This is a genomic window from Thermodesulfobacterium geofontis OPF15, from assembly GCF_000215975.1.
GTDB lineage: Bacteria > Desulfobacterota > Thermodesulfobacteria > Thermodesulfobacteriales > Thermodesulfobacteriaceae > Thermodesulfobacterium > Thermodesulfobacterium geofontis.
Window position 1 is genome coordinate 1,488,639 of sequence record NC_015682.1, and the last position, 12,999, is coordinate 1,501,637.

Sequence of the window (12,999 nt, forward strand, 5' to 3'; positions counted from 1 at the left end):
TACTTAATGCTCAGATTTATACTTAGGATGTTCATAAAGTACAGGCATACGATTTAACACAAAACGATAGGTCAAAACTAATAAAGTAACTACACCTGCACTAAGAGCTATCTCAGTCCAAGCTGGATAATATTTTTGAGAGAAAGGTACATACCATTTATAAGCTATTAAACACACATTTAAACGATTTACTATTACTCCAAAAGCAGTTAACACTGCTCCTAATTTTACAAGCCAAACAATTCTATTTCTAACAGCAGAAGTAAACATAAGTGCTGGAATAAAAACAAAGGCAATTAATTCAACTGCATACCAAAATCCATAAAATCCTTTTAGATAATGCCACTTTTCATAGTGGGCAAAATCAAGAAGTTTTAAAATTAAATAAATATAAAGGGCACAGGCTGCAGCTTTTCCTAATCCAATAAGCTTTTTGTTAAAATCTTCTTCATCAAAGTCTTTTATTTGATGCTTAAAAGCTTTATGAGTAATAGTTCCTTCAATAATAACAATTGAAATTCCTCCAAAGATTGCTGAAATAAGAAAAAAAGGAGGTAATAATGCTGAATACCATAAAGGATGAAGTTTATAAGGAACCACTAAATATAAACCACCAAGAGCTGACTGATGTCCTCCAGCAATAATCACTCCAAAAATAGTTGCCCAAATAACAAGTTTAGCAAAGAAATCACGAGCTCTTTTTAAATCTAACCATTCAAATACTACCGGAGCAAATTCTATAAGACAAATAATTGTATAAAGGAAGAAATGCCAACCTACTAAGAATAGAACAGAAGAAAAGCCCCAAGACCATATTAATAAATTATATAAATTGTAATATCTTCCCAAATCAAATAAAAGTGCAAAAATAGCAAAAACATATCCAAGAAGACTTGATAAAGCTACAGGTTTTGCAAAATGGTGGTATTCTTTAAGACCAAATAAATGAATTGCAGTCCCCACTGTAAGCCCAGGTGCTGCAAGAGCAATACCTACTAAAATATCAAAACCAATCCAAAAACCCCAGGGGTATTCATCTGAAAGATTTGTAGCAGGACCTAATCCATAAATAAGTCTATATACCATAGCATAAATTCCGAAAATTAAAATTATAAGGGCAATCATATTTCCAATAGTGATATTATCTTTTATGAATTCTCCAAATGTTCTTCCCATAAGAATTTTTTCTCTAAACCAAGAGGTATTATTTCTTTCCATGGCCCTCTCCTTTTTCCTCATTTATGGATTGTTTTTTCTTGCGGGATTTTGAAATTTGATAATAGGCTCCAAAAACTAAAGGCCAAGCTCCTACCACTTCAAAAAGTTTTACCATAAATAAAAATCTCTCACTATATTCTGGTATAGGAGTTTCTTCAAGTTTTGGAAATCCTATTTCTTCAAAAGGAACTGGCGATATATAAAGCCAACTTGTCCCACCTACTTCTTTTTCTCCATATACATGAGGAACATATTTACCGGGATTATTATGAATCCTTTCCCAAGCTATTTTAATAATTTCACTTCTTTTACCAAAAGTTAAAGCTCCTGCAGTACAAATCTCTACACAAGCAGGGACTTTACCTTCAACTATTCTATCATAACACATGGTGCATTTTGTAATTTGTGGAGTAATTGGATCATAATATTCATAGGCAGGGATATCAAAAGGACAAGCTACCATACAATATCTACATCCAACACATACACTTTTATTATAAATAACAGGACCTTCAGGGGTTTTTCTGTAGGCTTCAACTAAACAGGCAGAATAACAGCCAGGATGTACACAATGCATACACTGTCTTTTTACATAAAGAGGTGTTCCATCTTTGGTATAAAATCTATTTACTACAGTAAAATTCCCAGCATGAGGTCTTCTTATTTTATCAAAAACTGAAGGCTTTTGATGAACAGAAGCCTCAAACTCCTTTAATGGTCTATTAGGATTTTGGTTCCATTCATTACATGCCCATTCACATCTTCTGCATCCAATACACTTAGAAATATCTACTAAAACTGCATAAGGTTCTTCTGGAGGGGGCAAATGCTTTTTCTTTCTTTCCTCATAAATTTTCCAAACTTTTTCATTAGCTTTATTCCCGGTAGCATAAATAGATGGTGCATCTCCTTTACTGTATGCCTGAGAAATTGAGGGTTTAGTAATTATTAATGTCCCAGCTAAAGCTCCCAATCCTTTTAAAAATTCCCTTCTATTTAACTTCATAAATAGCCCCCTTTTAATATTTCCGCTCTGTGCTTAAGAGATAATAAATAAATATAAAAACAAAAGCTGCTGTAACTGCAACTACATATTCAAATCCATGAGCAGTAAACAATTGTTCTATAGCATACATATTTCTCTCTCCTTCTTATCTTTTTATTCCAAGCACATCTGTTGGTAAAGGTCTTGGACTCTTTTCTTTATGGCAATCGGTACATCTATGAGTAGGTTTCTCAAGTCTCATATTGTCATGACAACCAATACACTGCACATGGTATGCAGATTGTAATTTTAACTTATTAGGATTAACAGGGTTAAAATACTTAGGATGACAATTCTGACAGGATGGAGGTATATCTTTTTTAGCTTCAGCAGAAGATTTTCTTTGATGATGACATCCCTCACAAAGAACTTTTAAATCATTATGAAAATACCTTGCCAATTTATTATTATTGGAAATATCTACTAATTTATCTATAATTTTGCGATGTGGAAAATCTGCAGGTTCAAATTCTTTTTCTAATACCTTTATTTTAATTTCCTTTTTAACTACTTGAGGATCAAGCCCAGCTGTTGAAAGTGACGGAGGTAAAGTAACTTCTTTTTTACCTGTATGACATCTATCACATACTTCTTTATTAGGTTCCTTAGCTTTAATATCTATTAGAGGAATAAATTTGTGACATCCTGCACAATCTTTTTCCAGTTTCTTTTTATTATGACATCCTGCACAACTATGTTCTGAAAAAGGAGCATGATAGGCATCTACTAAATTTACCCAAGCTCCCTCAGGAATCCCTTCTAATTTATGACAATCTTTACAGGCTCTTAATCTTTCATGATGACAAACTCTGCAGGTTTTATGATAATATTCATGATTTTTATGATTAAAACCAACACCTTTCATTTTGGCATTTTCTATGTTTATAAAATAGGTTTCCTTTTGTCCTCTATCCGGACGCGGAACTTTCTCAAGATCAGCTATAGTTCTATATTTTCCTGTATGGCATTTTCCACACTCAAGTGGAGGAGCTTTTTCTCCTTCCTTTTTGCTAACTTCCATTTCTTTATTAATTTTTATATGACAGCTCAAACATCTTTCATGAGCAGTTTTTTGATAAGAAAGTCTCTTTTCTGTAGTAACTTTAACTATTTGAGAAAGTTCTGATCCTCTCTTTTTCTTACTTAGGTCATGACAATAATAACAAGATTCCTCTGTTCCATTTTGATAAACTAATTTTTTTTCTTTTAAATCATAGGTATGGTGACAAAGACCACAGTCTTTTTCTCCTGTTCTTTCTTTAAGCTTTGTTTCATGGTCATAATGAAATTTAGGATCAAACTCAACCAATGGATACTTTATTTTAACAAATTCCTTTTCCTTTACATGACAATCTCCACAAGTAAGAGGACCTGCTTTTTTCTTCTCTTTTAACTTTTCTTTATGACAACCTATACATTCATCATGATAGGCTTTCTTATAAGCTTCTTTGTCTAACTTAACTATTTTCTTGGGAAATTCAAAAACTAAAACATCTCTTTCTTCTGTTTTCTTTTCTTTTATTATTTCATCTTCTTTTTTTATCCTAGTTAACTCTTCTTTTTTCTCTCTGTGACAAACACTACATGTTTCCCACTCTTTCTTTCCTTCTTTTTTAATGGCCTCTACATGCTTTTTATGATCAAAAATAACCGGGGGTCTTTCTAAGGAGCCAAATATTTCTGTATGAGCAATAACAATTTTATCCTCCGGCTTAGTAATTATTATTTCCTTAGAAGGTGGAATAGCCGGTGCAGTATAAACCTGTTTTATTCCATAGACAATAAGGATTAAATAAATTAAAGCTCCCAAAAGTATTAAAAATAGTGTTTCTTTTCTCATATTCTACTCCTTTTTATCCTTCTTCAGGTAACATTTCTTCAGGAATATACATAGTATTAACTATAAGTTCATCAAAAAACATGGTTTTTACAGGTAATTTGTAATAATTTATTATATCTTTTATCCCTACGTTACAATTATGACAGGGTGTAATTACTATTTTTGCTCCTGTTGCCATAATTTGTTCAGCTTTTATTCTATTTCCTCTTGCCTTATGAGAAATCCACTGAGCTAATACAGCAAGACCTCCCCCTGCATTGCAACAGAAATTATGCTCCCTATTTGGATACATTTCTCTAAAATCTTCGCAACATTGCTCTACAATATATCTAAACTTTTCTGCTGCACCTGCCCTTCTTATAACATTACAAGGATCCTGTAAAGTTACAGGTTCTTTTATTCTTTTTGCAGGATCTATCTTAATTCTTCCACTAACTAAAAGTTCATAGTAAAATTCACCTGGATGCATAGCTTCAAAAGGTGTTTCTTTATATCCTAACATAGGTGGTGCCACATAACTTGTGGCAAATCTCGGGTGCCCTCACTCAGTTAAAATTAATTTTTTAGCCCGCAGTCGTGCTGCATTATCATAAAGCCCCCTTACAATTCTTTGCATAGTAAAGAAGTCACGAATAAACATGGGCATATTACTACTATCCCAAGAATCATTCATAGTAACCATTGTCCACTTCACACCAGCTACCTGAAATATTTTAGCAATACGGTCTATATGATAAACTCCTGCCTTTGGTTCAGCAGCAAGGGGATACCATATAACTTCAACTCCTTCTAAATCCATAGGAATTCTTAAATTCTTTAATTCATACATGCCCTCTTCTTCTCTCCAAAATAGCGTATCAATATAATCACTTTGGGACATCCATACCTGATTCAATGTAGCCATAAAAGCTTGATTCATCTCAAACATTCTTTGAGGAACAACCCCTAAAAGGAAACAAAATCTTCTTACTAATCCAATAATAAAGGTAATATCTAAACCAAAGGGACAATATAAACTACAACGATGACATATATTACATTCAGTAAATGCTATTCTTGCAATATCATACACTAAACTTGGTTCTACTTTCCCTTTTCTTTTCATCAATTCCCAAACAGTCATTTTTACTTTTGAAACAGGTGCATAGGTTGGATCCCTATCATTTGATAAATACCACTGGCATGCTTCGGCACAAAGTCCACAATGTATACATGTTTCTACAATAGCTTTAATTCTTGCAGTTTCTTTCCCAAAAACTGCTTGATAAGCTTTTTCTATTTTTTCTGGTGTTATTCTTTTTATTGTCTCATCAAGACCAGGATCCTCAATTTTAGGTCTTACATATTCAGGAAAATGAGAACTTACATATACTTCTTTTTCTTCTGAAACTTCCGGCTTAATTGCCATTATTTATCCCCCCTTATTTTTTTACCAATCCTTTGTTTTCCAACTTGCTGCTTGAGAAGCCATCCAAGCCCTTGTAAAGAAGAAGTAATACATATGGGTAAGTCTTGTAAATGGAATAGCTATAAGCATTATCTCCCCAAATAGAATATGAAGATTTAACATAGCCCTATAAGGTAATAGCCATTGATAATGAGCTAAAAAACCCGTTAAGAAAGTAAAAAGACATATAAATACAAAGATAAAATCAGAATAGGTAGTAACAAATCTAACTGTAGGATCAAATATTCTTCTTCCAATAAAAAACAAACACCCAATAATTACAAAAATTGACCAAACATCTGCTACAGTCTCTGGTAAAGTCCACCAAGAAATTTTCCAAGATTCATACCATAAAGCATTATGGGCATAAAGAAAAATAGGAATAAAAACTATACCTGTATGGAAAACAAAAGTAAAAAGGGTAAAGTAAGGTCTAAGCCTCCAGCTTCTTGAACCAAAAGGAATTAACCAATGAAAATAAGATTTAATAGCTGCTTTAAGATTAATAAAAGGTAACACAACTTTCTCTTTCTTAGCTAAATTTATTAAGGTGTAAATTCTATAAATACTTCCAACTATAAAAACTATAAAAGTTATCCATACCATTGGACCTCTTAAAAAACTGTAAAGAGCTACACTTTCTAAAAACCCCATATCCTTCCCTCTTTATTTATATTTCATTAACAGAAAAAACTTTTCTGCAATACTTACCATCTTTTATACATCTTACAAGAATTTTAGAACCATCCGGACTAAAAACAGGGTCCCATAACCATTCATAGGCTTCTTTACTAACTTTTCCATCAACTACAATAAAATATTTTCCGTCTTTTTCTGCTCTAACAGCTATCTTATCCCCTGTTGGAGAAAATATCGGATCCCATACATTATCAAACCAAGTTTCCCAAGGATATCCGTCAACTGCTATGGTCCATTTATTATTATGTTTTACTACAGCAGCTACCTTTTTACTATCTGGACTAAAATGAGGATCTAAAACCATCTGATTAAAAGTAATCTTCCAAGGATTCCCATCTATAGCTACAGTCCATTCTCCCGAAGCTAAAGCTACAACTGCTGCTATTTTTTTACCATCAGGACTAAATTTTTGTTTCCAAACTTGCAAAAAGTAAGGCCATATAGGATCTCCATTTTTAGCCAAAGTCCATCCTTCTTGTGTTTGAACAGGTGCAATTACATCAGAACTCTTAGGTACAAAAATAGGCTCCCAACAACCCCCGAATTCTTTATTCCAAGTTTTACCGTCAACTGCTATAGTATATTTAGAAAGATCAGTCATTACACAAACTGCTACATGATTCCCATCATCGCTAAATACACCACCATAAATACTCATAAATGAATTATCCCAGGGTATACCATCAACTGCAATAGTATAATTTTTTTCATAAAACCAAAAAATATCTAATTCTCTTCTTGGATTTATCTGCACACGAGAAGCTGTTCTTTGACCATCAGGGCTCATTATTACGTCTCTTACTTCAACAAAAAGATTTTCCCAAGGTTGATCATTAAGACAAACTCCTTGGGTCATTTCTGGAGTTCTAAAATTAATGGCTATACTTTTGGTGTCAGGACTTAAAGTTAGATTCCATGCCATATCAAAAGTATTTTCCCAACGAGTTTCACCTTTCTCTCCTATTATTAAATTCCACTGATAATCTGCATAACCAAGACAAATAGGCTCATTATCTAAATTAAACTTAAGAGAATACATCCTATCAAAAAGTTCTTCCCAGGTCTCTCCATTTATACATAAGGTAAATTTACGAGTTTCAGGTTGAACAATTCCTGCAATTTTTTCTCCATCAGGAGAAGGAGTAAGTTCTCTTATATCAATAAATTTTTCCTTCCACTCATTTATATTTGCAATTACTTTATTCTTAGTCTCCCAATCCCAACCTTCTCTCATTAAAATTATCCTCCCTCTAAGAATACTTTTAAATTTAAAATTTTGGTAAAACTCTCCAAAAAAGTCAAGAGCATAAAAATCTTAAAAATTCAATATTTTTACAAATTTTTCAAAAAAATTTTTTTTAAATCTTTCTTTTTTTAACTTTTTACGTTTTTTAATCATATATTTATTTATCAAAAAAATTATGATAAAACAAAATTTCTTCTTTAAAATTTTTATCTTCCAAAGTTTTTAGCCAATCTTTAGGATATCCCATAAATTTTGGCTTTCCTTCCTTGATTTCTATAATCCATTCACTTAAAAATAAAGTTATTAAATTAGTATCTAAAATAACTATAGTAATATTTTTTCTTTTTAAGGTGTTTAGCCAATTTGCAAAATATTTAATGTCTTCTAAATGTAACCCCTGTAAAGGATACTCTAAAAAGAGATAATCAAATTTTATATTACCTAAAAGTTTTTTTGCTATGAAAAGCCTATTTCTTTCCCCTCCTGAAAGTTCTTCAATACTCTGTCCTAACTTTAAATAAGAAAGATTGAGTTCTTTAAGCAGTTGAACTTTTTCCTTTATTTGATAAACGCCGCTAAATATAGATAATATCTCTTCTATAGTAAAATCAAAAATTTCAGAAATTTTAAATCCTTTGTAAGTTAGATTTAATACTTCAGGATTTAAACGTTTACCAAAACATTCTTCACAGATAGAGCTAAGTTTTAAATTTTCTGTTTCCCAAATTCTTTTTCCTTTACCTCTACAGCTTGAACAAACCCCTTCCTTGGTATGAAAACTAAAATTCTTTTGAGTTAGTCCTTTTATCCTTGCAGAGGGGAGTTTAATCAATATTTCTTTTAAATCATCCCAAATACCTGTATAACTTATTATAAGGTCATCCCTACCTTTAAGTTCTTTTGCTTCAATTTTTAAAATTTTTCCTTCTTTTTTCAAAACCTCATAAAGCTTTTCAAAAAATAAAGTTTTTTTGCTACCTATTTTCCCATAAATTAAATTAATCCCCTCTTTTAATAGATTTACTTTCTGTTTCTCTACAAAAACTTCAATTAGTTTTTTTTCCTTAGGATAGTCTTTAGAAATAAAGGATAAATCTATAAGTTTTCTTTTTCCCTTTAAATATTGAGAAGTGAGAGTATCAGGTTTTTTAAAAAATTCTTCTTTAAAATCTGCTTTAATTAAATAGCCTCCCCTTTCTCCTCCTTCTGGACCAAGTTCTATTATATAATCAGCATTTTCAATAATATAGGGATCGTGTTCTATTAAGATTACCGAGTTATCATGGTTTATTATGTTTCTTAAAAGAATGAGAAGTTTTTTCTTTTTATCTATATCTAAACCAAGTGTCGGCTCATCTAATATATAGATAACTTTATTTAAATTGATACCAAAAATAAGAAGTAATTCTAAAAGTTTTCTTTCTCCAATGGAGAGATTAAAAACTGGAGTTGAAAGCTTTAAATAATCTATCTCTAAAAATAGGGCTTTTTCTAATTTAAAAAATATAGATTCAAACCATGATTTCAAACCCTCAGGAATATTCAGTTCTTTTAAAGTATAATAAAATTCTTTTATAGATAAAATAAGCCATTCTTTTATAGATTTTCCTAAAAGTTTACTTTCCAAAATAACAGAAGTTATTTTTAATCCTTCACAATCCTTACAAACTTCTTTACCTTTATATCCATATCCTTTACAAGATTTACATTTTATCCATTCTGTTAAAAGTTGGGTTCCACATCTTAAACAAATAGGTTTAAGATTAAAAAAATATTCTCCTCCTTTTAAAAATTTAAGAATTATTCTTCCTTGATTTAAACTTTGACTTATTCTTAAATTTTCCAAAAATCTTTCCATAGATCCCTTTTCTTTCACCATCCTATCAAGCAAAAGATATATTCTTTCAATTTTAGCTGGAATACTTTCTTCAGAAAGATCAATTTCTTTGTCATCAATTATATATTTGGTATATCCTTGAGAAATCAAAAATTCTAAAGCTTTAGGTGAACTTTCTGGAAGAGGTAAAAGGAAATAAAATTTTTCTCCTTCCTTCAAATTTTGGTACCATTTTATAATTTTATTAAGATTGGTTACCTTATTAAATTCTCCACAAGCAGGGCACTTATATTCTCCAAATTCTTCAAAAAGTAATCTTAAGGTTTGATATAGGAAAAGAAATTCTCCTATAGTTTTATAGGGATGCCAATTTTTAACTCCTTGAGTCATTGCTATGATAGGTGGTAAAGGGGAAACAAATTTAGCTTTAGGAACTACATTTAAACTAACTTCTTGAGAATAGTTTAATATTTGAAAGAGTCTATTTTTAGCTTCCTCAGCTATAGTATTAATTGCCAAAGAACTTTTTCCAGAACCAGAGGGACCAGTTATTACTACTAAGGAGTTGAGAGGAATTTTTAAATCTATACCCTTTAAATTATGAGTATAAACTTCTTTGAGTTCTAAATAAGACAAGGTTACTTTTTAGATAAATTTCTCAATTTTTTTAGCCAAGCCATAAATTCTTCATAAGTTAAAGTATTTAAAATATCCTTTTTTTCGCACCAACCTCTTCTTGCAACAGCTGTTCCAAGGGGTAAATATTCTAATTGATCTATAAAATGTGCATCAGTTCCTATAATCAGAGGTATGCCCCTTTCTTTAGCTGCTCTTGTGTTTATATCATCTAAATCAAGCCTCTTATAATAAGCATTTATTTCTAAAGCTTTACCATATTCACTTGCCACTTCTAAAATTTTAGGCATATTTACTGCATAAGGTTCTCTTTCTCCTATAACTCTTCCTGTAGGATGAGCAATAGCGTGAACTAAAGGATGTTTTAGAGCTGAAATTATCCTATTAGTAATTTGTTCCTCTGTTTGTTGAAATCCTGTATGAATAGCTGCAATAACAAAATCTATCTCTGCTAATACTTCATCAGGATAATCTAAAGTGCCATCAGAAAGGATATCAACTTCGGCTCCAAAAATTAATTTAACTTTCGGAGACTTTTTATTTAATTCTTCTATATGCTTCTTTTTTTTGAAAAGATCTTCGATAGGGACACCACCCGCAACTTTTAATCCTTGTGAATGATCACATATTGCTATCCAAGAAAGACCCATTTTTTCAGCTTTAGCTATTATTTCTTCTAAACTTGCAGTTCCATCACTATATTTGGAATGCACATGACCATCACCTAAAATTTCATTATATTCAACTAACTTAGGTAATTTACCTTGCAAAGCTGCCTCTATTTCTCCTCTATCTTCTCTTAACTCCGGAGGGATAAAAGGAAGTCCAATGGAGGCATAAACTTCTTCTTCTGTCTTTCCTGCAATTTTTTCTTCTCCTCTAAATACTCCATACTCATTTATTTTTAATCCTTTTTCTAAAGCCAGTTCCCTAACTCTTATATTATGAGCTTTTGAACCTGTAAAATAAGCAAGTGCTGCACCCCAAGAATCTGGTTCAACTACTCTTACATCCATCTGAATACCTGTCCTAAGTCTCACACTGGTTTTAGTTTCTCCAAAAGCTATTACCTCCTCAACTAAAGGAAGTTCAGTAACTTTTTTCATTACCTTTTCTGGCTGAACAGAAGTAATAAGAATATCTATATCCTTTACTGTTTCTTTTTTTCTTCTTATGCTTCCTGCTACAGCAATATTTTCAACAGGGCTTTCTCTTTTGAGAGTTTCTATAATTTCTTCAGCTAAAGGTAAAACTTCTCCAAGAGGTCTCCTTCCTCTTTTTTCTCTAAAAAGAGCTATGCCTTTTAAAATATTTTCCTCTGTTTTCCAGCCAAAACCTGGTAATTTTGCTATTTTATGTTCTTTACAAGCTTTTTCTAACTCTTCAATATTTGTAATTCCCAACTTTTCATAAAGAACCTTTACTTTTTTAGGTCCAAGACTTGGAATTTCTAAAAAATCCAATAATACTAAAGGAATTTCTTTCTTTAATTCTTCATAAAGAGAAAGTGTCCCTGTTCTTAAAATTTCTTTTATCTTTCCTGCTAAATCTGCACCTATGCCAGGTAATTTTTCTAATTTTCCTTGTCTGGCTAATTCTTCTATATCTGTAGTAAGTGCCTCAATAGTTTGAGCTGCCTTTTGATAAGCTCTTATTCTATAAGGGTTATCCCCTTTTATCTCTAAAAGCGCTGCTACTTTATTAAAAATTTCTGCTACTTCTTTGTTTTTCATTCTAATTTTAAAAATTTTATAAGCTTTTTCAGACTTTACAAGATTTAATAAGATGCATTTATTAAATAAATTTACTACATTTTCTTCCATTTTCTAAAATTTCCTAAAAATTTCTCTTTTTTTTAAAATTTGACTTTTTAGAAATCTTATGTTATTTTACTTAAAAATTTTTCTTTATAAATGAAAAAAATGAAAAAACTTTTATTTATTTTTATCGTTTTTTTTCTATTTTTAATTTTTGTTAACTTTAATTTAAGTAAAGCAAATACACCTGATTTCTATCCAGAAGTCAATGCTATTTGTGCTGTAGCCATTGATGGAAAGACAGGAAAAATTCTTTATGCTAAAAATCCTCATTTAAAGATACCTCCAGCAAGTACTGTAAAATTAGTAACTGCAATGGTAGTTCTTGATCGTCTTTCTTTATCAGAAAAAATAAGAATATCCAAAAATGCTGAACAGACACCAAGTGTAGCTCCTAAATTATATGAAGGAGAAGTTTATACAGTAAAAGACCTTCTTTATCTTTTACTTATGAAGTCTTCTAACCAAGCAGCGGTAGCCCTTGCTGAAGCTGTTGCTGGATCAGAGGAAAATTTTTCTGTATTAATGAATAAAAAGGTTTATAGTTTAGGACTAAAAAATTCTCATTTTGTTACAGCTTCAGGATTACCTGCTCCAAATCAGTATACCACTCCTTATGAATTGGCTATTATATTTTATGAAGCTTTAAAATATCCTTTAATAAAAGAGATTATAAGCACTCCAGTTAAAGTAATAACTTCAGAAACAGGAAGAACTTTAATAATTAAAAACACAAATAAACTTTTAGATGATTCTGAACCAGAAATTAATATTATTGGAGGAAAAACTGGTTTTACCCGGGCATCTAAACATTGCTTAGTAAATGGAGCTTATGTAGAGGATAGATTGATTATAACTTCGGTATTAGGCTCCCCAAATAGAGAATCTCTTTGGAGGGATTCCAAAAATCTTATAAATTTTGCTAAAATGGTTTTAAATCATAAAATATCTCCTGTATATATTACTACAGTAGTAAATACTAATGTTTTGGCAAATGAAAATTTCAAAAAGCCTTACTCAAGAATTTACAAAAAAGCTAAATTAGGTTATAATGAATATGCTAAGAAGAAAGGTTCTAAAAAGATGATAGTAAAAAGGATAAGCTCTAAAAAGATACTAACTAAGAAGGATTCTAAAAAGACATTTGTTAAGTCTAAAAAATCTTCTATAGCGAAAAATATCAAAATTAAACATACTAAATCTTAAAAAATTTT

9 protein-coding genes are annotated in these 12,999 nt (G+C 30.9%); 1 reads left to right on the forward strand and 8 read right to left on the reverse strand.

The window, feature by feature from the left end; genetic code table 11:
- Positions 1-3: 3 nt before the first annotated feature.
- From nrfD to polX, 8 genes are all read right to left on the reverse strand, one after another.
- Entirely contained in the window at positions 4-1,218 is a 1,215-nt protein-coding gene (gene nrfD, locus TOPB45_RS07665) for an NrfD/PsrC family molybdoenzyme membrane anchor subunit (protein ID WP_013910265.1), read from the reverse strand.
- Entirely contained in the window at positions 1,205-2,224 is a 1,020-nt protein-coding gene (locus tag TOPB45_RS07670) for a 4Fe-4S dicluster domain-containing protein (RefSeq protein WP_013910266.1), read from the reverse strand. The genes nrfD and TOPB45_RS07670 overlap by 14 nt, the downstream gene beginning before the upstream one ends.
- Positions 2,225-2,369: 145 nt before the next feature.
- Positions 2,370-4,103, reverse strand: a complete 1,734-nt coding sequence (gene hmcA, locus TOPB45_RS07675; RefSeq protein ID WP_013910268.1) for a sulfate respiration complex hexadecaheme cytochrome HmcA — start codon at positions 4,101-4,103, stop codon at positions 2,370-2,372.
- A 13-nt stretch (positions 4,104-4,116) separates the two neighbouring features.
- Positions 4,117-5,511 carry a (Fe-S)-binding protein gene (locus TOPB45_RS09130; protein WP_013910269.1) on the reverse strand — a complete coding sequence of 465 codons (1,395 nt, stop codon included), beginning with the start codon at positions 5,509-5,511 and terminating at the stop codon, positions 4,117-4,119.
- A gap of 21 nt (positions 5,512-5,532) precedes the next feature.
- Complete coding sequence (gene tmcC, locus TOPB45_RS07685) at positions 5,533-6,204, reverse strand: TmcC family electron transfer complex membrane anchor subunit (RefSeq protein ID WP_013910270.1); 672 nt, start codon at positions 6,202-6,204, stop codon at positions 5,533-5,535.
- A gap of 16 nt (positions 6,205-6,220) precedes the next feature.
- Positions 6,221-7,483: an electron transfer complex subunit TmcD gene (gene tmcD / locus TOPB45_RS07690; protein ID WP_013910271.1), complete on the reverse strand. Its 1,263-nt coding sequence runs from the start codon at positions 7,481-7,483 to the stop codon at positions 6,221-6,223.
- Between the two features lie 169 nt (positions 7,484-7,652).
- Complete coding sequence (locus TOPB45_RS07695; RefSeq protein WP_013910272.1) at positions 7,653-9,968, reverse strand: AAA family ATPase; 2,316 nt, start codon at positions 9,966-9,968, stop codon at positions 7,653-7,655.
- A 2-nt stretch (positions 9,969-9,970) separates the two neighbouring features.
- Positions 9,971-11,791, reverse strand: a complete 1,821-nt coding sequence (gene polX / locus TOPB45_RS07700; protein ID WP_013910273.1) for a DNA polymerase/3'-5' exonuclease PolX — start codon at positions 11,789-11,791, stop codon at positions 9,971-9,973.
- A gap of 99 nt (positions 11,792-11,890) precedes the next feature.
- Between polX and TOPB45_RS07705 the strand changes: the two genes are divergently transcribed.
- Positions 11,891-12,991 carry a D-alanyl-D-alanine carboxypeptidase family protein gene (locus tag TOPB45_RS07705; RefSeq protein ID WP_172632673.1) on the forward strand — a complete coding sequence of 367 codons (1,101 nt, stop codon included), beginning with the start codon at positions 11,891-11,893 and terminating at the stop codon, positions 12,989-12,991.
- Positions 12,992-12,999 lie beyond the last annotated feature (8 nt).

Coding starts and splice junctions, on each gene's coding strand:
- nrfD (WP_013910265.1), bottom strand. CDS start 1,218: ATGGAAAGAAATAATACCTCTTGGTTTAGAGAAAAAATTCTTATGGGA.
- TOPB45_RS07670 (WP_013910266.1), bottom strand. CDS start 2,224: ATGAAGTTAAATAGAAGGGAATTTTTAAAAGGATTGGGAGCTTTAGCT.
- hmcA (WP_013910268.1), bottom strand. CDS start 4,103: ATGAGAAAAGAAACACTATTTTTAATACTTTTGGGAGCTTTAATTTAT.
- tmcC (WP_013910270.1), bottom strand. CDS start 6,204: ATGGGGTTTTTAGAAAGTGTAGCTCTTTACAGTTTTTTAAGAGGTCCA.
- tmcD (WP_013910271.1), bottom strand. CDS start 7,483: ATGAGAGAAGGTTGGGATTGGGAGACTAAGAATAAAGTAATTGCAAAT.
- polX (WP_013910273.1), bottom strand. CDS start 11,791: ATGGAAGAAAATGTAGTAAATTTATTTAATAAATGCATCTTATTAAAT.
- TOPB45_RS07705 (WP_172632673.1), top strand. CDS start 11,891: ATGAAAAAACTTTTATTTATTTTTATCGTTTTTTTTCTATTTTTAATT.